The organism is Clostridium sp. YIM B02569, from assembly GCF_022320765.1.
Lineage (GTDB): Bacteria > Bacillota > Clostridia > Clostridiales > Clostridiaceae > Clostridium > Clostridium beijerinckii.
On the sequence record NZ_JAKJJX010000037.1, the window covers coordinates 27,655 to 53,888 of the forward strand.

Sequence of the window (26,234 nt, forward strand, 5' to 3'; positions counted from 1 at the left end):
AATGTATAATGAAACTCTTGATGGTTTCCCAGAATGGAAGCATATGCAAAAAGAAGGTATGACATTAGATGAGTATAATAAATTTGCTAAAAAAAAGACTATTCAAATAATGAAGGATAAATTAGAAGCCAGTAAGGATGAATTAACTAAAGATGAAGTTGAAGAGATAGAAGAGGCAATAAAGGAAGCTGAATTAGAACTTAATGAAATGTAAAAGCACTTACTTAATTTAAATAGGTAGGTGCTTTTATTATACCTAAAATTAAGGAGTCAATATTGTGGGACTATTAAATTAATTAAAGATTAGTAAAAGCTAGTCTTTTTATTTTGCTTAAATTACGTCTTGTGGACGATTTGTGTACAAGGAGTACAAAATATTTAAATTACAAAATAATGTGTTCTAGGGCACGCTTGATGGTCTAGAGTATAGGAGGAATAAGGATGTTAAAGAAAGATTTATTAGAAAAAATCAAAAATGCTAAAGATGAAGAAGATATAAATTCATTACTTACTGGGACTGATATTGAAGAACAATTTAAAGGACCTGAACCAACTTTAGATGTTTTCAAGCAAAAAATTAAAGCTGATAAAGTATTCCAACAATTTATGGACAGTGAAAGAGATACTTATCATTCAAAGGCAATAAAAACTATGAAGGAAAAAGGAACGTGGGAATCTGAATTTGGAGACGTATTAACTCAAAAGTACCCAGATTTAGTTACAGATCCAACTCAAAAGAAATTACTAGATTTAGAAAAACAATTAGCGGAGGAAAAGGCTGCTAATGTAAAAAAAGATTTATTAGCAGAAGCAATGAAATATGCAAATGAAAAAGGAATAAAATTAAAATCCATTGATAAATATCTTGGTGAAGATTTCGATTCAACTAAGGCTAATTTAGACGATTTAGCTGAAGATTGGTCAAAAGGATTAGAAGCTATGGTTAATGAAAAAATGAAAGCAAATTCATACGTACCTGGAACTGGTGACGATGGAAAACCAATTAGTATTGGAGCATCATTGGCCGCCGAAGCGAATAAGACAAGTACAGCTGCAAGTGATCCTTGGGCTAAATAATAAGGAGGTAATAATATGTATGTAAAATCAGAAACTTATCAAAATGAAATGGAGATATTGTATAGTGATGCAAATTTAGCTACTTTTAGTGGAACTGTTTTAGCATCAAATGTTGATGAAGGTGATGAACATGGGAAAAAATATGTAGTTGCTGGGAGTTTGATAGATAAAGATGGTAAGATTGTTACTCAAACTGGGGCCAGTGGATCAGAAACATTAATGACAATACCTGTTGGAATTGTATATAGAACTGTAGATGTAACTAATGGAGATCAACCATGTTCATTAATTGTTGAAGGATATCTAAGGGCAGATAGGGTTTTAGATGGATTTGCAGACAAAGCAATAGCCGCAATTAAAACAGCATTACCAAATATAACATTTAGATAATAAGGGAGGAATTAATAATGCCAAGAGTAGATGAAGTATTTAACACAAAGGAATTAATTAATTATTTTGCAGAAAGACAAACGGCATCAATGCTAGGAGAAGCTCTATTTCCAGAAAGGAAAATCCAAGACATTGAATTTGAAATGATTTTAGGCAGGGGAGGATTACCAGTTAGTGCAACAGTACATGCATTAGATACTAAAACTCAAATTGCAAGCAGACAAGCAATCCAAAAAGGTGCACAAGAATTAGCACTCATTAAAAGACAAATTCCAATGAGAGAAAAGGACATTATAAAAGTTCAGAGTCCAAGAAATGATGCAGAATTAAAATTTGTGCTTTCTCAACTTTATAATGATGCTGAAGATATGAAAGAATCAGTAAAAGTTAGAGTTGAAGCTATGAGAATGGAGTTACTTTCTACTGGAAAGATTAAAATAGAAGAAAATGGAGTTAAAGTTACTTTAGATTATGGAGTTCCCGCAGGAAACCAAAAGTCTGTAACATGGAAAACCCCAGATACAGATAAGCCACTAGATGATATAAAAACACTTGTTAAGGCAGTTAAAACTTCAAGTGGTTCAACTTCAACTAGAGCTTTAACTTCGGATACTATAATTGATACAATTTGCAACTGCACAAGTGTAAGAAAAGCTATATTTGGAGTAAACTCCGATATGGTTCCAACATTAGATGATTTGAATAATTTAATGTCTAGAATGAAATTGCCTAAGTTTGTTACTTATGATGAACTTTACAAAGTGGAGACTGCTAAAGGATATGAAACTAAGAGATATTATCCTGAGAATAAAATAACTATTTTTAGTTCAAATAATCCAGGAGAAACTATTTATGGTTTAACTGCTGAGGAAATCAAAATGATAGGAAATAATCAAATGGATGAAGCTGCAATGGTCGGAAATATATTTGTCGGAACTTATTCAAAACCTGATCCAGTGGTTGAATATACGAAAGCTGTAGCAACAGCTCTTCCATCTTGTCCTCATGCAGATGAAATTGGAATTATGTCTATAACATTAAGTTAGATTAGGGAGATATAAAGTCTCTCTTTTAACTATAATTAAGAGGTGATTAATTTGGTTGTAATTACTGATGAAGAATATGAACAAATGGCAATACAGGCTATAAGAGAATATAAAAATAAAGATCTTAAGGATGAAGAAATCAAGCAAAGATATTCATTAGCTATAAAATTAATAGTAGAAAATATAAAACAATCTCAAAAGGTTGATAAAAATATTAAGAGCGAAACTCAAGGCGCGCGCAGTAAGACTTATAAGGATGATATTGCTATAATTGATAACAATATTGAATTACTTTTAGGAAGCTCTTATGTAAGGATGTATTAATATGTTTTACGATAAAGAAATTTACATTTATAAATATGACTCTTTTGAAGATGAACACAGGATAGATAGAGAAGGGTATAAAAAAATAAGTGATAATCCATTTCTAGTTGATATACAACCTTATAATTCTGAAAAAGCAAAACGTGAGTATGGATATGACATTGAATGTAGTAGAAAAATGTTCTGCGATGTAATTACAGAAATAAAAGAAGATTCTATAATAGAATATAACAATAAATTCTATGAAATTAAAGCAATACCTTGGGATGATGAATATTATGAAATTCTTTTAAATGAAACTAAAGATGTTAACATTATCAAGGAAGATAACAATGAATAGCTTTGAAGATTTAATTGCTGAAGCTCAAAAAGCAGCTGAAAAAATTGATAATATTATTTCTGATGAAATGGAGACTAAAGCTACTGAATGTGTAGCAAGTATACAAGCAGTTACTCCAGTTAAAACTGGAATATTAAGAAGATCAATGACTCATGGGAAAATTATAAAAATGCCAAATAGCTGGACCATTAAAATTGGTTCTAGTATTGAATATGCTCAAGCCGTTGAAGATGGGCACAAACAGGAAGTTGGAAGATATGTGCCAGCTATAGGGAAAAAACTAGTTAAAGAATTTGTTCCTGGAAGGCATATGATACGAGATAATGTTGATATCTATCAAGATATACTAACATCAAGCATTAATGAAAGAATAGAGAGGGAGGTATAAATGGATGATAAGATTAAATATGTAGATTTGCTTTATAGTGTTTATATTTCTCTTAAAAATAATTTTACAAAAGCAAAAATCAATATCAAAGAAAGTAGAACAGAGGTTAAAGGTCCTCTGTTTTTTGTGCAGGTAAAACCACTAGATAATGACTCATACAGGTATTATACAAAGGATTTTGTAAATATAATTATAACCTTCACAGATGTAATTTTAGATCAAGAAAAAATATTAAATGTAAAAGATGAGCTCAAGGAGTTATTTGATTATGGTTTGAGAATAAATGATACATTTATTTACTTTGATAAAAAAGTATTTAATGAAAGTGAAGATTGCATTATTTTAACTTTAACTATTAAATATCATAATTCTAAGGATATTAAGAATATTCCAATTCCAGATAGATATACGGAATTTATGCATGAATTAAATTTTATTTTAAATGAAGATAAGGAGGAAATCGACTAATGTCAAATATAAATATTTATTTGAAGTCAGCTGCTGAAACATTAAATTCTAGAAGTACTAGAGGAATTGTAATGTTAGTACTTAATGACAGTGTTGAAGGTGTTAAATCTTATAATAGGAAAAGAGCAGTAACAGATGAGTACAGTGAAGAAAATAAATCAAAAAGAATAGATAAATGTTTTGATAAATATGGAGTAAGCACATTAAAAGTAGTTTGTTATACCCCGCCTGAAACTATAAGTGTAGCATTAAAAAAAATAGATGGTGTTAAGTTTAATTATTTAGCCTGTCCCACAATTACCGAAGATGAAGATAAAAAGGCCATTGTAGATTTTATAAAGGGTCAGATAACAGCTAAAAACTATACTGTTAAAGCGAATTTGGCTAACTATAAAGCAGATTATGAAAATATAGTAAGTAATTATATATCTAGTATAACAATAGATGGAGAGACTCTTACAGGAGAAGAATTTACTGTTGATCATGCTTGTATGTGTGCAGTATGTTCTATTGGAGAGGGTCTGACAAATAAAGTATTGAGTGGTGTGACAAAAGTTACTTTAGTAGATGATACAAAAGATGCTGAATCAATAAGCGAATTAGGACAAGTTGGAGTTGTTTATGACAATGATTTTGAATCATATGTTCTTACAGACGATGTTAATACAAAGACAACTATAGATGATAGCAAAGAAAAAGATATTTTAAAAGATAGAAGAGTATCGGAAATATTAAGCATGATGCAGGATGATTTAAAAGTTGCATTCAAAACAAGCTGGCAAGATAAAAAAGGTAACTCTTATTCTAATAGAAAACTATTAAGAGATACTATAAATAAAAGTTATTTTAAACCTTTGGGGACTAAAGGTGCCCTTAATGGTGATATGAGTAATACTTGTTATCTTAATATTGACGCAATTAGAGAGTATATAGAATCATTAGGTGTAGATACAACTGACATGAAGGATGAAGATATATTATCTTATGATACAAAAAGAAAGGTATTTATGAAAGCTAGGGTTTATGTATTACAAACGATGGGAGAGTTGGAGTTTGAAATAAATTATTAGGGGTGAGTAAATAATGAACATATTTAATGAGAATTATGCTATACATGGCAAAAGTTTTCAGCTGTGGATGGATGGAGATCTTATGGCAGAAGTATTAACAGCTAAAGCCAAATCAGATTTGACAACGGAAACTGTATATATAGCTGGTCAACTTGGTAATGGGGATATTATAACTGGTGCCAATGGTACTGGATCATTAACTTTCAATACTGTAATTGGAGACCTTCCTAAAAAGGTTAATGATTGTATTAAATCAAATAAACCATTTATATTTGACCTTATAGGTGAATTTGAGAACAAAACTTATGGAAACACTAGGAGAGTTATTATAGAAGAATGTAAAATAACTTCATTTAGTCCATTGGATGTTGATATACAAAAATTATTACAAGATGCTTATGATTTTAAATATAATCCACAAAATGTTGATATAGAATAGCTTGTGCTTTAGGTGTAGGCTATTATTTTTTATTAAAAGAGAGGAATGATTTATTAATGGATATAAAAGATATATTAAAAAATAAAGGAATTTTAGATGAGAAAAATTCTGAAAAAACCAAGAAATTAGAAGTTATCAGTTTAAAAGGTATTGGGGATGGAATGATCACTATAAAAAGTATTGGTGATGATACGTTTGATATGATTGAGAAAATGAGTAAAACAAATTTTGATATAAATAAAAATGCTGTGTATCAGGCAGTTATAGAACCTAATTTAAAATCAAAGGAACTCCAAGAAGCCTTAGATTGTAAAGCTAATCCAACAGGTGTTGTAAGAAAACTTTTTACTAGAGCAGAGATAGAAATGATATCAACTGAAGTTGGTAAGTTAAGTGGAATGCATTTAGAAAAGGGACTTATTAAAGAAATAAAAAACTCATAGACCAAGATGATGAGGTACGTATGCTCGCCTATTATATTAATAAAGGGCATGACTTACAAAAACTAATTGATCTTGGATATTATGAAAAAATGTTTTATATAGCGTCTATGCATAAATTACACGATGAAGATATAGATGAAAAAATTGCCTTAAGTCCATTTTTGACAAGAAAGTAGGTGATTGCTATCGGATTATTTGGAAGTGAATTAACAATAAAAGACGGATTTTCTAGAGTGTTTAGTGCTTTTATTGGGCAGGCTACAAGTGCTAAAAGTAGTGTAAATGGCTTAACTGGAGAAATGAGGAATGCTGAAGCTGCGTCTGCAAACTCAGTTGGTAGTATGAGAAGCCAAGTGGCAAGCTTGGCACAAGAATATAAAAAGGCAGGGTTATCACAAAGTGAAGCTTTTAGAAAAGCATGGAGCGAGGTTGAAAGAAGCTCTAACAATGCAGGTGCTGGAACCGGAAAAACATGGGCAACCACTTTTAGAAAAATAAAAAATGACGGTAGTAATGCCTTTGGATCATTAAGTAATAGCATTAGTAACTTTTCCAATTCTACATTAGGTACATTAAGCAAACTAACAGCAGGTTATTTAAGTCTTAAAGGTGCAGCTGATCTTACTAAAGAATCATTAAAAGCTGGAATGACATATCAAAACGCAAGTACATTTTTGCAAACAACTTATGGAGAAACTAAAGGAAAAGAAAAATTTAAATGGGCCACGCAGGAAGCAAATAAAACTCCATTTACTGAATCTGAGGTTGCAAGTGCTTTAGCGAGAGCAAAAGGCCTTGGAATGAAAGATGATGAAAAAACATTTAAAATGTATGAAGATATGGGGTCTTTTGCAAAGATACAAGGAGTTGGAGACCTATCGAGTGCGGTTGATGCGATTTCAGATACATTAGGGGGAGAATGGGAAAGGCTACAGACAATTACAGGTATAAAGAGACAAGGTCTTGAGGATTACGCTAAAACAAATGGATTAGGCAAATTCACAAATAAAAAAGGTCAAGTTACTGATAAAGATAAGCTTATGGAAGTTTTAGAATCTTACATGGGTGAAAAAGGTATATCTGGAATGACTGATAAATTTTCTAAGACACTTAGTGGAAGACTATCAACATTAAAAGGAAATTGGGAAAAAACTTTAGCTGATATGGTTGGAATAGGTAATGATGGAGCTATAAAGAATGGGAGTTTATTTGATAATGCATCTAAAGGACTAGAAAAACTTATAACAAGTGTCAACAAATTTAGTAAAAGTGAATCGTTTGATAAAATAGCTGATGGATTAGGTAAATTAGGGAATGGATTAATAGGAGGCTTAGATTACATTACAATGCATCCGGAAACCGTAACGACTTTAACCAAAATTGGAGGGGGTTTACTCAGTCTTAAAGTTGCTAGTGGAGTGCTAAGTCCAATAGTAAAATTGACTGGTGGTTTAGCTACTTTAGGGGGAGTATCTAATAGTTTACCAGGCATATTAAATAAAGCTACGCTGTCAATTGGAGCTTTCGCAATTGCAACAAATAGTTTTTTTGGTGAAAATGGTGTTTTACATAAAGTTGCAAATGGTATGTTTAATGTATTTACTTCGAAGGATAATAAAATAGATGTTCCAGCAGCAAGTAAAGCTCTTTTGAAATCTTCCGCTAATGGATGGAATTATATATATGAAAAGATTATGGGAAATGATGAGGCAGATAACAATTATAAAAATAATGAGATTAAGAATCTGGCAGAAAGTGAAAGAGCTGATGCAAAACTTAATGGTGTTAGTGATAATACTTACACTTGGGATGCTGCAACTAGAGATAAATACAAGAATTTGTATGCATACGAGCAATTCTACAATCACGATGATTCTTACGAAAAATATAAATCCTATTCTGAGTGGAATACAATTCCAAGTATGCTTAATAATAAAGAAATAAGTAATACAATTAATAATACTAGCACAAATAGCCATGCATCAAATAAAACTGAAATAAATCTTAATGTAGATACAATTAAAGAAACAGCAGATATTAACGACATTATGGATCAAATTGCAAATAAATTAAACAAGCTAAATAATACTAGAAACGCTGTAAATTATTAAAAAGGAGAGGATAAGCACAATGGGAGAGGATAGAAGAAAACTAATATTAACCAAAGTAAAAGATAACTTCAGTATTTTATTTCCTTTAACACCTTTTCCTAAGTTTTCTAGTAGCATGAATATAAGTACTGCTGAATTATTTGGACATGGTGAAACTGATACAGGTGCCATAAGAAATCTTACTAAAATAACTATGGATGGAATATTACCACATCCAAAGAACAATTATGATTTTGTGTTTAATAATGATTATGCTCCTGGGTATTATACGAATTATTTATATGATTGGATGGTAAATCAAAATAATTTACTTATGTCGTATAGAACAGATACTCAAAAAATATCACATTTAAATTGCAGGATAGAGAAGTTTGATTTTGCCGAAGAAGATGGATCAAAAAATATAAAATTCAATCTAACTTTGAGAGAATATAGAGAAAATAAACTAACCGATTCTAATGATGTAGTTAATTCGAAATATGTTATAGATAGTTATGGTTCAGATACTTATTATGTTGGGGAAGGTGATACTTTAATTACAATAGCAGCTAAATTATATGGGGATTCTAGTAAATGGAATTACCTTATGAATAAAAATAATTTGAAAAACCCTTTAATTTTAGAAGTTGGCCAAGGATTAAAAATATAGGTGATTATATGGATAATGTAACATTAAAAATTTATAAATGGAATGATGTGAATAAAACAATTAATATACAGGATATATGTAGTTCAATTAAAATGTATTGTTCACACACTAATATAACAACCGAATTGAATTTTACAATAGCTTATGAGTATAATGACTATTATTTTTATAAGTTTGATATTGGAGATCAGGTTTGTCTATGGTATAAGGGAGGGCTAATTTTCTATGGAAGGATTACAGATAGTGAATTTAACTTAAAAAATAACACTTATACTTTTACTTGTTACGATTTGGCATGGTGGATTATAAAATCTAATATAACTAGAAATTTAGATAATATTAGTGTAAAAGATGCTTTACGCACTGTTTTTGGAGACATTGATTTAAAAGCATTTGATATTGATAGTGAACTAGACGATGATGGTAACATTTTAATAGGAACCCATCTTATTAAAAACAAAAGTGCTAAAGATGTATTAATGGCAATAATGCAAGAGGTAAGCAAAAAGACGGATGTATATTATTACATGCATATGAATGCTAATTGCAAAATTATAATAACTGAATGTGATAAATATTATAGTGGGGTTACAATACAAGAAAGCAGCAAAGATGTTATTGATGGCAATCTAATTGACTACACAATTAATAGATCTATGCAGGATATGGTAAATAAAATTAATATTTTTGATAGTGACTATAAGCAAATTAATTACCTTACGTTATCTAATTTTGATGAAGATAGATATGGAACAATACAAGATAACGTGATTCTTGAAGAAGATGAAGAATATAGCGTAGAAGTAGAAACTAAGATCAAAAAGAAATTAGAGCAAAAAGGAAACCCCAGTGAAGAGGTACAGGTGAAATGTCTAGGAGATATAAACTATAAAGTTGGATATGGTGTAATGTGTAAATTACCCGATAGTACATTTTATGATAGATTTATGTATATACTAGCATCTGAATGGGAATGGGTTGCTAGTGGGGATTTTATAAGTACTTTAAGTTTATCTACAAGTAAGCACAAAGACTTAACAGATTTTAGTGATATAGAAGAAAAACAAGATGATGAAGATGGAGAAAATAAGGGATCTCTTGCAGATAGAGTCGTTGAGTATGCTAAGACATTTTTAGGGTATCCATATTTATATGGAGGAACTGGAAAAATATTAACGGAAGAGTTAGTTAAAGCAAATCCTAAAATAACAACATTAGAAGGTGCTAATGATAATTGGAAAAATTGGATAGGCAAAGAAGCTTACGATTGTAGTGGATTCACTCAAGCTGTATATAAACACTTTAGTATAGACATAACTAGAACTACTACTAATAATCAAATGGGGCAGGGAAAGGCAATTAGTGCATCCGATAGTAGTAAGTGGAAAGAAGGAGACTTAATGTTTCCGCACGCCAATCATGTTCAAATGTATATTGGCAATGGAAAAATTATTCATGCTCCTGAAAGCGGTAGAGTAATACAAATAGCTGATGCCAAAACTAGTTATGCATGTGTGCGGAGGGTGCTAAAAGATGAAGATTTTATAGTTAACCAAAGTGCTAGTAGCAATCAGGATGCTTCAATTAATACTGCTGTAAATTGTACAAGTCAAAAAGAATTTGCGGCAGCAGTTGCGCCGTATGCTAAAACATTATTTAATAAATATCATATTTTTCCTGGAGTAATTATTTCATGTATGATCCAAGAATCATGGACAGGTAGTGGGTTCACTAAACTTGCTATAAAATATTATAATTTTGGTGGTGTAAAATGCTCTGCTAGTAGTGAAAATGCAATACAAGATTATAAACCACCTTCAAGTGAAGGAAATATGTTATATAGAAAATTCGATTCATTAAAAGATTTTATAATATATTGGTGCGAACTCATTTCTGGAAGCAGTTATAACTATAAATCAGCAATAGCAGATAAGAATACACCGAAAGAACAAATTTTTGGCTTTGATAATACTCCATATGCTGGAGATAAAACAAAAGGCTCGCAAATGTGGAACATATATAGTTCGGATGGATTTAGTAAATATGATGAAGGATTGTGAGGTGAGTGAATATGCTAGCAGAAGAAAAATTAAAAGCTGCATTAGATTCAAATTCTAGAAGTGCTATAGATATAAAAGAACATGAAATAGGAATTATTGAATCTTTAGAACCCTTTCAAATTAATGTTGGGGGATTAATTTTGACAAATAAAAATTTAATCATCAATTATGATTTGCTAGAACATACAGAATATTTTAAAAGTCTAACAGGAACTATTGGAGATAAATCTGAAACTATTTCTAATGGTTCTATTTTATTTGAAAATAAATTAAATAAAGATGATAAAGTTATAGTTAGACCTATAAGTAAAAATAAATATTATGTTTCAAACAAAGTAAAAGTGGGTGAATCAAATGTCTAATTTCCCAACCTACGCTATTAATAAAAAAGAAGATATAGAAGATACAGAAATTCCATTATTAAAAGAGTATGCTTGGAATTTTGAAAATGATAATTTTCTATTTGATGAAAATGGAAAGTTTATAATTTTAGATGGTTTGGAAGCTTTGAAAGTTAGAAATTATTTATCTTTAAAAATATATAAAGATAGATGGTTTATTTACAATGGCAAAGTTGGTGGTAGAATAAAAGAACTTATAGGAAAAGGCTATAGTTTTGCTTGTTTGCATGCCCAAGAGTTTATAGAAGAAGCTATTGTGGATAACATATATGTGAACTCAATAGAAGATTTAGAGATAACAATGAAAGATAACAAAGCAATTATAAATTTTAACGTTAATAGCATATATGGATCTTATTCAGAATCTATAAAAGGAGTGGAGGTGTAAATTTTGGACACATTTTATAAAAGCGCGGAGCAATATTATTCAGAAATGATTAAAACATTAAAAGATACCGATACAAGTGAACATAGTATTATAAGAAATGCTTTGTCACCATCAAGTTATGTATTTTCTCAAATTTCTTTAATACTAGACGAAATCCCTAAAATGATATTTGCAAAATCTGCTCTTGAAAATGATTATATAGAGACTTTAGAACAGAGATGCTCTGACATGGGAATATACAGAAAACAAGCTACAAAAGCCACTGGGATTATAAAAATTCTTGGGAATAAAAATGCGGTGTTTCCAGAACAATCTATAGTTACAACTAAATCTGGAAAAACTTATATGACACAAGAAAAAATTATTATAGACGAAAATGGAGTAGGCTATGCAAATATAGTAGCAAGTGATTATGGAAGTTCTTATAATTGTAATGCTGGTGATATATGTATAATGCCAGTAAAATATAGTGGAATATTTACAATAGCAAATGAAGAAAAAATTGATAATGGTTATGATATTGAAACCGCTGAAGCTCTATATAATAGATATACATTAAAGGTGCAAACTCCAGCTACTAGCGGTAACAAGTACCATTATAAAAATTGGTCTTTAGAAGTGACAGGTGTCGGGAATGTTGAAGTTTATCCGTTATGGAATGGTAACGGAACTGTAAAAGTTGTAATAACAAATAGTAATGGTAGAATAGCTAATGATTCTTTAATAAAAGCAGTTTATGATCATATAGAAGAAGAGAGGCCTATAGGCCCTACAATAACTGTTATAAGTGTTATAGAAAAAACTATAAACATTTCTGCGAATGTGCAAATAAAATCAGGTTCTAATTTAGAGGATATTAAAAGTGCTTATTCAGCTAATGTGGCTAATTATTTGAGAAATAATGTCAAACAAATAAGTGTTCTTAAAATAATAAGTTTATTATTAGATATGGACGATGTATTAGATGCAGATTATTCTAGTTTTAAAATTAATAATTCATCTGAAAATATAATTTTGGAATCAGATGAGATTGCGGTCTTGGGGGATATTTCCTTAACTGAAGTTTGAAGAAGGTGAAATTTATTGTCATGAGAATTCTAGAAAAACAATCTATAGATTTAACCAAGTATGTACCACCACTCATATATAGCAATAATAATATTATGAAGTCCATCTATAAATCCCAAGGGGATGAATTAGATGGTCTTTTATATTGCATAGAAGATTTGATAAATCAATGTTTCATTGAAACTGCTACATGGAGTTTATCTTCGTGGGAAAATGAGTTTGGGGTAAAAGCTAAAATGAATGATACTTTAGAAAATAGAAGAAGTAGAGTTTTGGCTAAAAAAAGAGGTACTAGCACTACTACAAAACAGGTTGTAAAAGATATTTGTAATAGCTTTGTAGATAACACAAGCATTATAGAGTATAGCAGCGATTATTACTTTGAGTTAATCCTAGAAAGTTATAGTGGATTCCACAATTTTTTAGAAGATTTAATGGATATCATTGAAGAACTAAAGCCAGCACATCTTGGAGTTAATTACGAGTTAAAAGCAACGACTAAATCTAACATTTATATAGGGTTAGCCGCGTTTGATGGAGAGATAGTTAATACGTATCCGTGGACGCCAAATGATATAGAATCTAAAGCTGAATATTATATTCCGATAATACAACCTTCAAGTTTAGAAACTATAAATACATATCCAAAGGAGGTAGTTTAATGGCAGAAAAATTTTATAGTATTTTGACCAATATAGGTAAAGCAAAAATAGCAAATTCGATTGGTCTTGGGACTAAAGTAAATTTTGTGAAAATGAAAGTCGGAGATGGTGGCGGGAATTACTATGAGCCAACAGAAGATCAATTGGATCTTAAAAATACAGTTTGGGAGGGAAATATTAATCATGTTGAGATCGATAAGGATAATCCGAATTGGCTACATATAGAAGTTATGATACCCTCAACAATCGGAGGATTTACTATACGGGAATATGGCGCTTTTGATGAAGAAGGAAATATGCTTGGAATATGTAAATGTGCTGAAACATACAAGCCAGTTATTGCAGATGGTAGTACTAAAGAATTGCTTTTAAATTTAATATTAGTAGTAACAAATACTGAAAGTATAACTTTAAAAATAGATCCTACAATAATATTTGCTAAGAAATCGGACATTGAAGAATTGAGAACCTATATTACTGCGCAATTGTCAGATATGGTGTATCAAATAGCAGGTGGAACGGCTACAGCACTAACACTTACAATTAGAGGATCGCTAGTAAATGGATATCCAATAACTTTTATAGCAAGTGCGAACAATGGTGGAGCTGCAACAACTATAAATGGTAAAAAATTATATAAACCTGGAACAACTACACCACCAAATTTTATTAAAGATAAAGCATATACTGTATGGTATAACTCGATAAGTGATTGTTTTTTTATCAAAGCTAGTGCAGAGGGTGACGCTGATGTTTCAAATGTACTAGCAACTAAAAAATTCAGTAATGATAATGATACAGGGTTAACTGGGACAATGCCTAATAATGGGGCAGTAAATCAGTCTTTGCCTATAAATGGAACATATATAATATCCAAGGGATTCCATGATGGAGCTGGAAAAGTAACTCAAAATATTCCAACGAGAGCTGGAATAACAATAAATCCTAGTACATCACAGCAAGTAATATCAGGCGGACAATATCTTATAGGAGATCAAATAATAGCTGCTATTACTGGAACTGCTACAGATGCAGATGTGATAGCAGGTAAAACGTATAATTCATCAGCTGGGATATTAAGAACAGGAACAGCAGTAAAATCTAAAACACCGTTATTAACAAACAAATATACTCCTATGCCTAGTCTAGCTTATAAAGGTGCAAGTATACCTGTGTCCAAAACAAATACAGCTACTGTTCAATATAATGGGAAAATATATGTTTTTGGTGGATATTTTTCAAATAATGCTGTTTCATCAAGTTATGTATTTGATATATTATCTAATACATGGAGTGCAATAGCTTCGATGCCTGTGGCTGGATATGCAGGAAGTGCAGTCGTCTATAATAACAAAATATATGTTACTGGTCTGGTAGACTTATATGGTAAATCTCTAGGAGGTATTTATATTTATGATATAGCTTCTAATTCATGGACGACAGGAGCTAATTTGATTACAGCTGTAAGCAATCCAGCTGTAATAATAAATGGTGCCAATATTTACGTAATTGGTGGAACCATAACATCTGTAACATATGTCTGTCAAATGTACAATATAACAACCAATACATGGTCAAATATGAGTTCAATTTCTACGGGGATATCTGGTGCGAGGGCTGTAGTATATAACGGTTCTATATTTCTGCTTGGAGGGACAGGTGGTTCGTCTGCTAATAGTGACATTTTTATATATACTATATCTACAAATACATGGGTACATAGCTCAGCAAGTTTATTAACTGCAAGAACGGGCTATGGACTTGTAGTATCTGGTAATATAGCTTACTTAATAGGGGGAAGTATTTCGGGTAATTATTATAATGGTGACATTGATTATATTGATCTTTCTTTAACGAATGCTTCCTCAGCAACTCAAGGTAATGTTATTGAAATTAATCCATCATTGACAAATGTTTCTGCGGAATATTATGCTGGAAATATTTTTATAGTATCGGGTATAGACTATAAAACTAATACTGGATCTTTGACTAATGTACTTGTTGTGACTGTAGATTTTTCTAATCAAATATAATTTAATAGGAGGAAATAATATGATTAAAATTAAAATATGGGATAAAAAAGAAAGTATTAATGGAGTTAGCGCTGAAGATTTTATAAAAAACAGTCCTGCTTGGTTTATTAATGGAGATATTTTATTAATTATAGATGATAATTCAGGACTAGTTCAACAAGTAGAAAATATAAATCAATTAAGAGCACAACTAAAGTTAGATGAATCTATTTCGTCAGAAGATGTAGGAAAAGCATATTTAGAAAGTATAAGTACTGCATCATAGGAAAATAGGAAGTAGTAAATAAAAGAATATAAGCAATAGATCAGCACCAATAAGGTGTTTTTTTATTGCTTATTTAAAAATGGTGCTTTTAGAAAGATTATATTTATAATTGTAAAAAATTACTTGATTTTGAATATATAAAAGAATTTGTATTACGATTTTACTTGGATTAAATTGGTATAGAAGTTACTATAAATATAAGGAAAAGAACGCGCGTTCATTTATTATTCAAATTATTTGATAAGGGAGAAATGATAAATGAAAAATTACTTTAAGAAATTTAGTATAATGTTTGTTATGCTATTGGCAGTTTTAGGCATCGGAACAATTCAAAATGGAGATGTAGCTAATGCCGCTACAATTGGACAGCAATTAACATCACCTGAAGAGGGATGGCAAAGAATTGACGATGAAGACGCAAGGTTACACTACACTCTGCCTACCAGGCAACAATATAGTGGCAGCTATAGTGGTACGTTATCTTATACTAATAACGGAACTTTAACTTTTAAATTTAAGGGCTCTAAACTTATGATTGGTACATTAAAACATTATGGACACATCGGATACAAAGTAAACATTGATGGAATAAAATATCCTGATGTTTCTACTTACAGCCCAAATATTCAGTATCAAATTATTACATTCGCAAAACTTGATTTAGCTAATGACATTCATACTGTTACTATAAGCAATATGAATACTGGATTTTTTGCTCTTGACTTTATTGATATAGATAATACGGGGTATTTGGTAAATCCAGATGAATCAATATCGTTAGATAAATCATCAATGGATTTAACTTTAGGTGACACAAAACAAGTAACTGCTACAACTACACCAGCAAGTGTACAAGTAAATTGGTCATCTTCAGATGAATCAGTGGCAACGGTAGATTCAACAGGTAAAGTTACAGCTCTAAAAGAAGGGCAAGCAACAATTACAGCTACAACTGCTGATGGGGTAACTGCAACATGTGCTGTAACTGTAACCACAAAAACTGCTGAGCCGACAAATCCGGATCCAGATCCAACAGATTCAGATAAGATAGTTAATATTGCTCATGCAAAAGGTGATAACACTAATAATGCTGGTGGAGATGTTACAATTATATTTCATGGAGCAGCTGATACTACATTGAGTGTGATAAAAACAGCAGATGTAAAGGACGTATGGGTAGGAGATAATTTTACATATACTATAGTAGTAACTAATACTGGTACAAAGACAGCTAAAGCAGTAGTAGTAAATGATCCTGCTCCTAATCATATTGATTTTGTAGTGAATGGAATAACAACAACTCAAGGTACAGTTGATCCAAGTTCAACATCTAAAAATATTATAGTTAATGTTGGGGATATTGCTCCAGGTGCAACAGTTACAATAAAAATACCTGCAACTGTAGTTCTATAAGCATATGATTGATTGGAAGTAAGATAAAATTAATATTAGAATCGTTTATAATAATAGATGAACTAAAAAGCACTTACAGAAATGTGGGTGCTTTTATTATATAAAAATAACTAATAAAAAGAGGTGTAATATGAATGAAGAATTAATTAGACATGAACTAGAAACGCATGATAAAAGACTAAATAATCATGGAGATAGACTAGATAAGCTTGAGCAGGATGGAAGAGAGCTAAAAACAGAGCTTAAGAACCTATGTGAAAATCTTAAAAACTTAACCAGTATGATGAAGTGGTTTATAACTGCAATTGGAGGAGCTTTAATTAGCTTCTTTTTTTATGCAGTTCAAACAGGAATATTTAATAAATAATTGGAGGTATGTAAAATGATAAGAACAGCATTAAAGTTAATTATTAAGGTATTAGAAAGTAAATTAGTTAAAAGTGGAGTGGAAGAAGTAATATTAAAGAATAAAAATTATATTACTGCAGGTAAGGCTATCTGGAACATAGTAGATGAACATTTTAGAATTTCAAAGACTGTAGAAGAAAAACTTGCAAGTAAAGCAGAGATGTTCGATAAATTGCTATTGGCTAAATTTCCAGAGTTGAGCGCAGGTGATATTGCAGAAATTAGGCAAGCTATAGCAGGAGAAGTAAATCAAACTAAAGCTGCAGTTGTAGATAATTCTACTTTACTTAAACAGTTGCAAGAGGATAACACTAATTTAAAAGCTGAATTAGCAGCATTAACAGATCAATTAAGCAAAGTACAAGCTTTAGTTATTGCACCAGCAGAAGGCCAACAGCCACAATATGTAACACCAGATGCAGCACAAACAATAGCCTAGTTTTTAGAGTGGCCTTTATAGGTTGCTCTTATTTTTTTATTATAGAAAGGATGATATAAATGAAAGGCATAGATATAAGTAATCATAACGGAAATATAAATTTCAATCAAGTAAAGGCAGCAGGAGTAGAAGCAGTCTATATTAAAGCTACTGAAGGAACAACATTTAAAGATAGTTATCTAGACACTAACTATTCTAATGCACATTACGCAGGTTTAAGAACAGGATTCTATCATTTCTTAGTTGGAACTAGCGCACCAGAAACTCAGGCCAATAGTTTTTATAATGCTATTAAAGATAAAGCAAATGATCTAATTCCAATGCTAGACGTAGAAACTAATTTTGATGGGCTAATGGATTATATTCTAAGATTCATTGCTAAATTTAAAGAGCTATCTAATATGCAAATAGGTATTTATACTTATACTAGTTTTATGGATAACTTAGATAATAGAATTGCTGATTATCCATTATGGGAAGCAAACTATAATAATGCTCCAGGGAAATTAAACTCTAATTTCTTCACTAATAGAGTAGGACATCAATATAGTGAAACAGGATCAGTAAGTGGAATAAATACTGATTGTGATATGAATGAGTTTAATGAAGGTATATTAAATAAAACAAATGGATATGTAAGAACTACTTATCTTCCAAATGGATATAGAGGAGATGGAAGCTTTGTAGGAGTGGACATGGAATATGTACAGGAATACTTTAAAGATATTCGTATCTATGCTAATTCAAATGATAACGGAATTTGGGTTGAAACGCAAAACTTGCCTATGAGCAAATGTTTAGAATTAAAAGAGACGTTAGGAAGTTGGTTTTATGATATAAAATAGTTTTATGGCATATGAGTAATCCTGTGCTCTTTGTTTTTGTTTAAATGAGGAGTATATGGTAAAATATAGCTAATATATATTAGGGGGATCAGGTATGATAAATAAATATTTGAATAAAATCATAACTTTAGGGGTGATAATTGGAACAATAGCAGCATTGAATCCAATAAGAGTGCATGCAGATACAAAGATATATACTGAGGTAGATGCTAATAGAAAGAAATTTGTTAATAATAACAGAATTGAGTTTTTAAAAGAAGATGGAACATACGCCAGAAACGAATGGATTCATGAAAAAGGAAGTAATATAGTATGGGGGCATTACGATATTTGGAATTATTTTGGAGATGACTGTATTGACAAAGAGGGATGGTTTCAAGTAGATGGGAAATGGTACTATGGAGATGAGGATCATTCGTCAGATCATTATAGTATAGTACAAAATAGATTTTATGGCGATTATTATTTAGGAGCTGATGGTGCAATGGTGACAAATACTTGGTTTAAAACATACTCTGTAAGAGGAACTGGGTTAGCATGGTATTATGCTGGATCAGACGGTAAAATATTAAAAAATACTTACACTCCAGATGGTTATTGGGTTAATTCTAATGGGATTTGGAAATAAAATTATAATTTAAAAAGCAGTAGCTAGGAGAAATCCAACTACTGCTTATTTTTTTGCCTAAAATTACTACATTTTATATATAATATGGTATAATTATGTAAAATTATATATAGAGGTGAGAATATGAGTGGAAGGGCTAATTTATTTAAGTTATTATCAGGATTTTTTATAGCAGCAATGTGTACAATGTATCCTCAACAAATTGGAGGATTAGTTACAAAGGCATTAGGTTTATTTGGAGAGCTATTTAGCCAAATACTTACTCCTATCTTTTTAAAAGCTATTGGAGCATAATGATATATAAGCAATAAAGGTAGATTAGGTAGAAATACTTAGTCTACCTTTTATTTTTTTGCCCTAAATCATAAAATATAGTATAGTAAATTTAATAAATTCGAGAGTAGGGATAAAAATGATGCATTTAAGATGCAATAATTGCAATAGCATAATAACTGATAAAATGGACAGCTATTATCATGGTGGCATAGGAGAATTTTTTTGTTCTCATGATTGTATTGTGGAATATTGTATAAGAGAAAGGGAGATTCAAAAAGTTGATATTAAAAATGTTAGACAAGTATGTGATATAGCATTATTTAAAGATGGAGAATTATATGAATCTAATATAGAAGATGATTTTTGCTATAATTGTGAGAATGGTACATATAGATTTTTAAAAATGATTAAGGAAAATGATTTAGATTGTGAAATATATAAATGTAATAATTGTGGGAATTTACTAAAAGTGAAATGTGATTAAATTAAAAAGGCAGCAGCCGAAGCCACCACCAGTCCATTTTGCATAATTAGTATAGCATAAGATATTTATAAAAATCAAGGAAGTAAGATTAGATACAGTGTTGCAATGTAATGATAAACTATACAACGTAAGCATTCAATATAATCTATCGATAGCAGCAGGCAAGATTTTTTTGTTTGTTGCTATTTGCTTTTATGGACGATTCTATGTGCTGCTTTACTTATTTTTAATTCCAAGTATTCTTATTAATCGTATTGTCGTAAGTAGTTTTATCGTAATTTATATGTCCATCAGACTCGGTATAGAGAAGTACTGCGGTATTTTTATCAGGGTGAATCCATTCATCATGAGCCATTCTACAGTCATTTTTTAAATAATAGTCATAATTTCCACTTTTTAAAACTAAATTTGAATTTGCAACACCATCTTCACCAAAGAAATACCAATCTCCATCTATATATGTCCATCCCATAGGGGCTGTCATGTCCGAATATATGTATTCCCACTCAATTTGTCCATTATTTATATTAGACACCCAACCTGTCTGAAATGCACTTGTAGGTACTGCAAATAGGCTAAAACTTATGAGCGTTGCGCTTAATACTTTTAGTATACTTTTCTTCATTATCTTATTCCCTCCAATTATATAGTTTTATCCACATTATACCATGAAATGTAAAAATATAGCCATATCATTAATTCAACTAGCTTTTTTATTTGAAATAATTTACAATTATATAGAGGTGGTATTATGGGGGTAAAAAATAAATTACTAGAAATAAGACTTGGGTTAGGATATAAAAAACAAAAGGATTTTGCAAGTTTTTTAGAAATAGGGAATAGTTACTATAGCAGATTAGAAAATAACAAGGATAAATTGACTATTGATACTTTGTTTAATATAGCTAGAAAATTAAATATAGATATTAATGATATTGTGTATTATGAAGAAGATCCTGAAGAATAAGGGTCTTCTTTTTTGTGCGAATTTAGAATTAGAAAATAAAAATTAGATTTAGAAATTTTTTTTGAGTAATAGGAAACTTTTGATTAATTCATACATATATTTAAACTAAAGATTAATCAAAAAGGAGTCAAGAAATGGATAAGTCTTTAGTAATACCAATAAGCTTCAAAACTACATCTACGAAGGAAATAGAACTATATAAACGCCTGTATGAGTTAGAAGATAGAGGGACTGAAATAAAACAAGTGCTTGGAGAGATATATTACCCAGAAAGATATATGAGAAAGGAGAAAGATCATGTTTAATTTAGATTTACGGCTTTTTAATTTCATATATAGCAATTGTAAACACTTAGGATCTGCATTTGGCTATGGAGCATTTGAAGGGTTTGTTTTATATAGTTCTGTTATTGCACTAGCAATAGTTAAAGTTACGGATATTAATTCTAAGAAGGTGCATAAGTAATGCTTGTAGAGCTAGGGTTAGCGGTTGGAAGTGTATATTTATATAACTATCTAAATGCATCAGAAGAAAGAAAATTTAAGAATAATTTCAATGAAGTGATGTTGAAAACTGGAATAAAAAATAAAGATGAAGAAACATTTAAAATTTATAAGATAGAAACTAAAAACTATGGATATGTATGCTATCTGAAGAATACAAAAGGTTTAAGCGTAGAGCATTTAGAAAGCAAAATAAATATTTTAGAATGTAATTTAAATTCAATAGTTCAAATAGAGAAAGATACATTTAGAAACTATATAAAAATGTATGTGGTCAATAAAGACTTAGATAAGTTTATGTTTGAACCAGTTAAATGTAAGTCTCACCAATTATATTTTGGGAAAGATTATAAAGGACAAAGTTACACTATAGATTTAAATAAGCATCCAATGTTATTAATAGCTGGGGCTACTGGATATGGTAAATCAATGCTTTTAGCGTGTATTCTTACTAATTTAATATACAATTCACCTAAAGATGTTGAATTATACCTCACTCAACTTATTAAAGGAGAAATTTCATCATTTGCAGATTGTGGGCCTGTAAAAATGGTCGCATATAGTCCAGCAGAATTAATGATAGCCATTAATAAAGTAAGAATAAAAATGGAGGAAAGGAGCAATTTGTTTAAAGCTCATGGCATAAGAAATATACAACAATGGAATAGCCACTTTCCTAATAGAAGAATGAAAAGAGTTATTCTTGTCTGTGAGGAAATGTCAGAATTAATGGAATTGCCTGTATGGGATCAGATTTGGAAAGTTGTTAAAGCTGGTAGAAGCGTTGGAGTTCATTTAATCGGGGCATTACAAAGGACAACTGCAACTAATTTAGATACTGATGTAAAGAGCCAAATGACGAGAACTACATTTCATCAAAACTCAATAATTGATTCTCAAAATGTAATAAATTCTAATAATGCTATGAAACTTAAAAGAGGCGAGTGTATTGTATGCGGAAATGATGGAGAGATAAAAATTAAAGTTCCATATATAGACGATGATTTTGTTCTATTAAATAAATATGTTCCTGAAATTAGAATCCCTACAAAGAAAGAGAAACAAGAGATACTTAATGTTAAGAAAATTAATAATAAAATATATTCAATAGAACAACCTCAAATAATTGATGTAGAAGAAAATCAAATAAAACCAACAGGAAAGAAAAGGGCACGTAAAGGAGTAATAAGTTTGGAGGATATAGAAGATGTTAACAGAGAGGGATAGAGCGGTTTTAAAATGGATTGAGGATTACAAATCAATATCAGTGCCACAAGCTACAGAATTATTTTTTAATGGAACATATGAAAGCTGCCGAAGAAGATTAAAACAATTAGAAGATATGGAATTATTGAAAAGCTATATAAGTCAGTTAACCAGAGAAAAGATATATTATAATGAAAGAAAATTAAAAGATCATGATTTACTAGTATATGATTTTCTGAAGAAAGTTAAAAATAAAGGCGCCAGTATTAGAAATTTTAAGATTCAGCCACAGTATCTTAAAGGTTTAATAAGACCAGACGCCTATATAGAATTTATTTATGAAAAGAATCTATATTTTATTATATTAGAAGTTGACTACACTCATTACACTCCTAACTCAAAAATGCAACTTTATGAAAAATTATATAAAGAAGGTACACTTCAAAAGCAATGTTACGGTACTTTTCCGATTGTCATAATATCACGACCAAGCCTAAATGATATTCGTTATAACTCGTCCAACTTTGAGGTTTTATACACTGATCTACATTACAATAATTTATATTCTTTTTTATTCTAACTTTCTTTTATTTCAGCATACTCTCTATTTTATTGAGATATAGAAATGTAGGCATACCAATACTTTAAAATATTGGATTGTAGGGAGAATTTATATTCCCCTACAACATATCCAATGCCTAACACAACAGATATTCCTAAACTTTGAGTTACATATTACTTAAGACAAAATTTATACCAAACACAAGCTTAAGCGATATGCAAAACATTTGAAAGGAGAAAAAAGTTATGCTAATTCTAATCGTATTAATAGGTTTACCAATAGTGATTAAGATATTCACTAATTTAGGAGTTCTAAAGCTAAAATTACTACCAAGGAGCGTAGTTACAGCAGAAATGGTAATAGAGGATATGAATAAACGGAAGATAAGGCCAGCTAAGATTGAAATAAAGTATGCGTATACTCAAAAAATGTTTCATGATAACCTTAGAAATAAGGAAATTAGTAGAGAAAGGATATTGGCTGTAAGATATTACTTAGAAAAGAGTGTAAATCAATATGAACATAAGAAATTTAAAAATGATGCACACGCTATTTATACGATGCTTAAAGCTAAAGATATTACTAATAGGAATTTAGATATAGTGCAATCTTTAATTTCTACAGGACCTAAACAAATAGATCCTAATTGGATTAATATTGCTGCTATTAAATAACTATTTATTTTGAAAGCTGTTACTTGATTGTTTCAGCTTTCTTTTTATGCATAAATTAAAGTTAACTATAATAAATTATGTTGTAGAATAAATTTAAATGTGGAGAGTTAAAATGAGTGATAGAGATCCATTAAATGAAATTAGCGATTCTTTAAGAGAAATTGCTAACGCTATGAAGCCAAAACCAAAGAAGCCTGATTACACAGTTATGTTTGGATGGATAGTCATTGGAATTATGGCATTATATATGCTTAACGTATTGTATAAAATGTTTTTGAGATTTTAGTTTTAATAATATAGCGTAGTATTTAAGGAAAAGTAATGAACATATTATTAAGTCAGGCAAGTTAAAAGACCAGGATAATTAACTATCTTGGTCCTCCTCATTATCAGGAATATAATGTTGTTTAAAATAGTGTAGAACTCTATAAGGGCTTATCCCAAGCTCTTGGGAGATTTTGAATATAACTCGTATAGTAGGGTTACAAATACCAGGATGCTTTTCCATCTTTGATAGGTAAGATTTACTAACCCCAATTTTAAGAGCTAATTCGGTTAAAGAAAGTTCTTTTTCAGTTCGCTTTTCCTCAAGCAGGCAAACTACCTCAGCTAAACAGATTTTTCATTTGTAATTTGTAGTATATTTATTATTCTACAATTATCATAATATTCCTCTGTTTTCTACAAAATTTTCAATAATTATTTTTTGTATATTAGTTAGATTTAAAGCCGTTGTAAATTTTAGACAAAATAGATTAATTATAAATTTAAGTTAAATTATTTTAAAATTAAGTTGATGTGATTTCTATATATAACACAATAAAATATAAAATATTTACATATTAGACCTAATGCTCTATAAAAAATCAAGAAAACGTAAGAGTGAAAGAAGGGACAAAACTCGAATTGAGTCTAACGGTTACTGTCAGTGAACGATTTTAGTTGTATAATTAGATTATAAGAGTTGATCAATATCTTATATGAAAAATAGAGAGGGGTTACGAAGAAAAGTTAAAAAATTAACGAAGAGAATTAATTAGATAGAAAAGCTTTGAATTATAATTTTGAAAAACACTTAATATATATGTATATCAGAAAAGCTTATTTAGGGTAAGGTTTTCTGATGCTAGTCCTGCCAAGTAGAAAGTCTGTACTAACTTCATAGAAATCGGCAAATAATTCAATCATTTGAATAGATGGCTCATATGTACCATTTTCATAATGAGCGTACGCTGATCTAGATATATTAAGTTTTTTAGAGAGCTCGACCTGAGTGAGTTCGGCTTCGTTTCTAAGATATGTTAATCTTTTGGATAGCAATTTTATCACCTCAACACAATTTTAGCAATAGCACTAGTAAATTGTGCCAAAATGTTAGCAAAACGAACAAAATTACAAAAAAAGTAAAGAATCAAGCAAACATATGTTTGCGTATATCGGTATTTATGATATAATAAATTTAATAATCTAAATAAAAAAGCTATAATATTAGAGACAGGGAGTGTTATGTTATGGAAAGAAAAACTTATGAAAATGATGAAGATTATATTTTGGAAGTTCTAGAAGAAGAGGAAGACAACTTAACAGAGTTTATGAGGAATAATCTTCCGGATAATTTGAAATTTCAGTTTTCTAAATTTATAGCAGTACGTAATGCGATAGAAAAAATTAAAGAAAAAAACATATTTAATAAAGAACTGTACAATAAAACTGTTTGATTTTTGCTAGTATAGTGATAATAAATAAAGGGTCAACTACTCAAGTTGGCCCTTTATTTTATAGAATATTATATTCTTTTAATAACTTATATTTTTCTCTGCTTACATTGTTACTACCATTTTCCCAACTGGACCAAGCTGTAATACTTATTTTAGTGTGTTTGCATATTTCTTTTATAGATAAGTTATTTTGTTTTCGATAGTTTAATAACTTTTCACTAGCGTTATCTGTTTCCTCCAAATATGTATCGTAAAAATATTTTGTATCAAGATTAAAATAAGCTGCTAGATTTTTTGATATTTCCCTTCCAGGTAATTTTCTACCTAATTCAATATCCATTATACATGATCCTTTTCTAAATCCTACTATTTTAGCTAATTCATCTTGAGTTAGGTCATTTTTAAATCGATGAAATTTTAACTTATCACCTATGGTTTTGCCAAAATCAAACATATTAATTTTGTATGTAGTTAGAGTGTCCATGGATT

At 30.1% G+C, this 26,234-nt stretch carries 40 protein-coding genes; 36 read left to right on the forward strand and 4 right to left on the reverse strand.

Annotated elements, in window-relative coordinates:
* Position 1 precedes the first annotated feature (1 nt).
* The 28 genes from L3B96_RS24725 (at position 2) to L3B96_RS24860 (ending at position 20,115) form a co-directional block, all read left to right on the forward strand.
* Positions 2 to 214: a hypothetical protein gene (locus L3B96_RS24725; protein WP_238948850.1), complete on the forward strand. Its 213-nt coding sequence runs from the start codon at positions 2 to 4 to the stop codon at positions 212 to 214.
* 227 nt (positions 215 to 441) lie between these two features.
* Entirely contained in the window at positions 442 to 1,077 is a 636-nt protein-coding gene (locus tag L3B96_RS24730) for a DUF4355 domain-containing protein (RefSeq protein ID WP_238948851.1), read from the forward strand.
* Positions 1,078 to 1,092: 15 nt separating this feature from the next.
* On the forward strand, positions 1,093 to 1,467 hold the full coding sequence (locus tag L3B96_RS24735; protein ID WP_238948852.1) for a hypothetical protein: 375 nt from the start codon (positions 1,093 to 1,095) through the stop codon (positions 1,465 to 1,467).
* 17 nt (positions 1,468 to 1,484) lie between these two features.
* Positions 1,485 to 2,513, forward strand: a complete 1,029-nt coding sequence (locus L3B96_RS24740; protein WP_077845011.1) for a major capsid protein — start codon at positions 1,485 to 1,487, stop codon at positions 2,511 to 2,513.
* Positions 2,514 to 2,564: 51 nt separating this feature from the next.
* Positions 2,565 to 2,837 carry a hypothetical protein gene (locus tag L3B96_RS24745; protein WP_238948853.1) on the forward strand — a complete coding sequence of 91 codons (273 nt, stop codon included), beginning with the start codon at positions 2,565 to 2,567 and terminating at the stop codon, positions 2,835 to 2,837.
* Position 2,838: 1 nt separating this feature from the next.
* Positions 2,839 to 3,177: a hypothetical protein gene (locus tag L3B96_RS24750; protein WP_238948854.1), complete on the forward strand. Its 339-nt coding sequence runs from the start codon at positions 2,839 to 2,841 to the stop codon at positions 3,175 to 3,177.
* Entirely contained in the window at positions 3,170 to 3,565 is a 396-nt protein-coding gene (locus L3B96_RS24755; protein ID WP_238948855.1) for an HK97 gp10 family phage protein, read from the forward strand. Before L3B96_RS24750 ends, L3B96_RS24755 begins: the two co-directional genes overlap by 8 nt.
* Positions 3,566 to 4,033 carry a DUF6838 family protein gene (locus tag L3B96_RS24760; RefSeq protein WP_238948856.1) on the forward strand — a complete coding sequence of 156 codons (468 nt, stop codon included), beginning with the start codon at positions 3,566 to 3,568 and terminating at the stop codon, positions 4,031 to 4,033.
* A complete protein-coding gene (locus tag L3B96_RS24765) occupies positions 4,033 to 5,103 on the forward strand; it encodes a phage tail sheath subtilisin-like domain-containing protein (RefSeq protein WP_238948857.1) in 1,071 nt (356 codons plus the stop codon). The genes L3B96_RS24760 and L3B96_RS24765 overlap by 1 nt, the downstream gene beginning before the upstream one ends.
* Before the next feature lie 13 nt (positions 5,104 to 5,116).
* On the forward strand, positions 5,117 to 5,542 hold the full coding sequence (locus L3B96_RS24770; RefSeq protein ID WP_238948858.1) for a phage tail tube protein: 426 nt from the start codon (positions 5,117 to 5,119) through the stop codon (positions 5,540 to 5,542).
* 56 nt (positions 5,543 to 5,598) lie between these two features.
* Positions 5,599 to 5,985: a hypothetical protein gene (locus tag L3B96_RS24775; RefSeq protein ID WP_041896228.1), complete on the forward strand. Its 387-nt coding sequence runs from the start codon at positions 5,599 to 5,601 to the stop codon at positions 5,983 to 5,985.
* Between the two features lie 20 nt (positions 5,986 to 6,005).
* Entirely contained in the window at positions 6,006 to 6,161 is a 156-nt protein-coding gene (locus L3B96_RS24780) for a hypothetical protein (RefSeq protein ID WP_238948859.1), read from the forward strand.
* A complete protein-coding gene (locus tag L3B96_RS24785) occupies positions 6,162 to 8,096 on the forward strand; it encodes a hypothetical protein (protein WP_238948860.1) in 1,935 nt (644 codons plus the stop codon). It abuts the gene before it with no gap.
* A 19-nt stretch (positions 8,097 to 8,115) separates the two neighbouring features.
* Positions 8,116 to 8,745, forward strand: a complete 630-nt coding sequence (locus tag L3B96_RS24790; RefSeq protein WP_238948861.1) for a LysM domain-containing protein — start codon at positions 8,116 to 8,118, stop codon at positions 8,743 to 8,745.
* 8 nt (positions 8,746 to 8,753) lie between these two features.
* A complete protein-coding gene (locus L3B96_RS24795; RefSeq protein WP_238948862.1) occupies positions 8,754 to 10,805 on the forward strand; it encodes an NlpC/P60 family protein in 2,052 nt (683 codons plus the stop codon).
* A gap of 11 nt (positions 10,806 to 10,816) precedes the next feature.
* Positions 10,817 to 11,167, forward strand: coding sequence for a DUF2577 family protein (locus L3B96_RS24800; RefSeq protein WP_238948863.1), 351 nt, complete (start codon positions 10,817 to 10,819; stop codon positions 11,165 to 11,167).
* A complete protein-coding gene (locus L3B96_RS24805; protein WP_238948864.1) occupies positions 11,160 to 11,594 on the forward strand; it encodes a DUF2634 domain-containing protein in 435 nt (144 codons plus the stop codon). The genes L3B96_RS24800 and L3B96_RS24805 overlap by 8 nt, the downstream gene beginning before the upstream one ends.
* Positions 11,595 to 11,597: 3 nt before the next feature.
* Positions 11,598 to 12,662, forward strand: coding sequence for a baseplate J/gp47 family protein (locus L3B96_RS24810; protein WP_238948865.1), 1,065 nt, complete (start codon positions 11,598 to 11,600; stop codon positions 12,660 to 12,662).
* 20 nt (positions 12,663 to 12,682) lie between these two features.
* Positions 12,683 to 13,324, forward strand: coding sequence for a putative phage tail protein (locus L3B96_RS24815; protein ID WP_238948866.1), 642 nt, complete (start codon positions 12,683 to 12,685; stop codon positions 13,322 to 13,324).
* Positions 13,324 to 15,357, forward strand: a complete 2,034-nt coding sequence (locus L3B96_RS24820; RefSeq protein WP_238948867.1) for a phage tail protein — start codon at positions 13,324 to 13,326, stop codon at positions 15,355 to 15,357. Before L3B96_RS24815 ends, L3B96_RS24820 begins: the two co-directional genes overlap by 1 nt.
* A 19-nt stretch (positions 15,358 to 15,376) precedes the next feature.
* A complete protein-coding gene (locus L3B96_RS24825; RefSeq protein WP_238948868.1) occupies positions 15,377 to 15,622 on the forward strand; it encodes a hypothetical protein in 246 nt (81 codons plus the stop codon).
* 258 nt (positions 15,623 to 15,880) lie between these two features.
* A complete protein-coding gene (locus L3B96_RS24830) occupies positions 15,881 to 17,035 on the forward strand; it encodes an Ig-like domain-containing protein (protein WP_238948869.1) in 1,155 nt (384 codons plus the stop codon).
* A 130-nt stretch (positions 17,036 to 17,165) separates the two neighbouring features.
* Positions 17,166 to 17,402 carry a hemolysin XhlA family protein gene (locus L3B96_RS24835; protein WP_236894845.1) on the forward strand — a complete coding sequence of 79 codons (237 nt, stop codon included), beginning with the start codon at positions 17,166 to 17,168 and terminating at the stop codon, positions 17,400 to 17,402.
* 15 nt (positions 17,403 to 17,417) lie between these two features.
* Positions 17,418 to 17,882, forward strand: coding sequence for a hypothetical protein (locus L3B96_RS24840; protein ID WP_238948870.1), 465 nt, complete (start codon positions 17,418 to 17,420; stop codon positions 17,880 to 17,882).
* Between the two features lie 59 nt (positions 17,883 to 17,941).
* Positions 17,942 to 18,727: a GH25 family lysozyme gene (locus L3B96_RS24845; RefSeq protein ID WP_238948871.1), complete on the forward strand. Its 786-nt coding sequence runs from the start codon at positions 17,942 to 17,944 to the stop codon at positions 18,725 to 18,727.
* Positions 18,728 to 18,821: 94 nt separating this feature from the next.
* Positions 18,822 to 19,355: an esterase gene (locus tag L3B96_RS24850; protein ID WP_238948872.1), complete on the forward strand. Its 534-nt coding sequence runs from the start codon at positions 18,822 to 18,824 to the stop codon at positions 19,353 to 19,355.
* Positions 19,356 to 19,478: 123 nt separating this feature from the next.
* On the forward strand, positions 19,479 to 19,649 hold the full coding sequence (locus L3B96_RS24855; protein WP_238948873.1) for a hypothetical protein: 171 nt from the start codon (positions 19,479 to 19,481) through the stop codon (positions 19,647 to 19,649).
* Between the two features lie 118 nt (positions 19,650 to 19,767).
* Positions 19,768 to 20,115, forward strand: coding sequence for a hypothetical protein (locus L3B96_RS24860; RefSeq protein WP_238948874.1), 348 nt, complete (start codon positions 19,768 to 19,770; stop codon positions 20,113 to 20,115).
* 226 nt (positions 20,116 to 20,341) lie between these two features.
* On the opposite strand, the gene L3B96_RS24865 is transcribed toward L3B96_RS24860, so the two are convergent.
* Positions 20,342 to 20,740, reverse strand: a complete 399-nt coding sequence (locus tag L3B96_RS24865; protein WP_238948875.1) for a hypothetical protein — start codon at positions 20,738 to 20,740, stop codon at positions 20,342 to 20,344.
* Between the two features lie 126 nt (positions 20,741 to 20,866).
* Here L3B96_RS24865 and L3B96_RS24870 point away from each other — a divergent pair, with 126 nt between their 5' ends.
* The 7 genes from L3B96_RS24870 (at position 20,867) to L3B96_RS24900 (ending at position 24,313) form a co-directional block, all read left to right on the forward strand.
* The gene (locus L3B96_RS24870; protein ID WP_238948876.1) at positions 20,867 to 21,082 is read left to right on the forward strand and encodes a helix-turn-helix transcriptional regulator; all 216 of its coding nucleotides are present in this window, start codon (positions 20,867 to 20,869) and stop codon (positions 21,080 to 21,082) included.
* 134 nt (positions 21,083 to 21,216) lie between these two features.
* The gene (locus L3B96_RS24875; RefSeq protein ID WP_238948877.1) at positions 21,217 to 21,387 is read left to right on the forward strand and encodes a hypothetical protein; all 171 of its coding nucleotides are present in this window, start codon (positions 21,217 to 21,219) and stop codon (positions 21,385 to 21,387) included.
* Positions 21,380 to 21,547: a hypothetical protein gene (locus L3B96_RS24880; protein WP_238948878.1), complete on the forward strand. Its 168-nt coding sequence runs from the start codon at positions 21,380 to 21,382 to the stop codon at positions 21,545 to 21,547. Before L3B96_RS24875 ends, L3B96_RS24880 begins: the two co-directional genes overlap by 8 nt.
* Positions 21,547 to 22,812 carry an FtsK/SpoIIIE domain-containing protein gene (locus tag L3B96_RS24885; protein WP_238948879.1) on the forward strand — a complete coding sequence of 422 codons (1,266 nt, stop codon included), beginning with the start codon at positions 21,547 to 21,549 and terminating at the stop codon, positions 22,810 to 22,812. Before L3B96_RS24880 ends, L3B96_RS24885 begins: the two co-directional genes overlap by 1 nt.
* Positions 22,793 to 23,371 (forward strand): hypothetical protein, encoded by a 579-nt coding sequence (locus L3B96_RS24890; protein ID WP_168981585.1) that lies wholly within the window; start codon positions 22,793 to 22,795, stop codon positions 23,369 to 23,371. The genes L3B96_RS24885 and L3B96_RS24890 overlap by 20 nt, the downstream gene beginning before the upstream one ends.
* 227 nt (positions 23,372 to 23,598) lie before the next feature.
* Entirely contained in the window at positions 23,599 to 24,027 is a 429-nt protein-coding gene (locus L3B96_RS24895; RefSeq protein ID WP_238948880.1) for a hypothetical protein, read from the forward strand.
* A 112-nt stretch (positions 24,028 to 24,139) separates the two neighbouring features.
* Positions 24,140 to 24,313, forward strand: coding sequence for a hypothetical protein (locus tag L3B96_RS24900; protein WP_238948881.1), 174 nt, complete (start codon positions 24,140 to 24,142; stop codon positions 24,311 to 24,313).
* A 78-nt stretch (positions 24,314 to 24,391) separates the two neighbouring features.
* On the opposite strand, the gene L3B96_RS24905 is transcribed toward L3B96_RS24900, so the two are convergent.
* Positions 24,392 to 24,646, reverse strand: a complete 255-nt coding sequence (locus L3B96_RS24905; protein ID WP_343073115.1) for a helix-turn-helix transcriptional regulator — start codon at positions 24,644 to 24,646, stop codon at positions 24,392 to 24,394.
* A 482-nt stretch (positions 24,647 to 25,128) separates the two neighbouring features.
* Positions 25,129 to 25,356, reverse strand: a complete 228-nt coding sequence (locus L3B96_RS24910; protein ID WP_236886744.1) for a helix-turn-helix transcriptional regulator — start codon at positions 25,354 to 25,356, stop codon at positions 25,129 to 25,131.
* A 182-nt stretch (positions 25,357 to 25,538) separates the two neighbouring features.
* Here L3B96_RS24910 and L3B96_RS24915 point away from each other — a divergent pair, with 182 nt between their 5' ends.
* Positions 25,539 to 25,745 carry a hypothetical protein gene (locus L3B96_RS24915; protein ID WP_041896188.1) on the forward strand — a complete coding sequence of 69 codons (207 nt, stop codon included), beginning with the start codon at positions 25,539 to 25,541 and terminating at the stop codon, positions 25,743 to 25,745.
* Positions 25,746 to 25,803: 58 nt separating this feature from the next.
* Here L3B96_RS24915 and L3B96_RS24920 read toward each other — a convergent pair.
* A partial coding sequence (locus L3B96_RS24920; RefSeq protein WP_238948882.1) for a helix-turn-helix transcriptional regulator occupies positions 25,804 to 26,234 on the reverse strand: 431 nt, incomplete at its 5' end.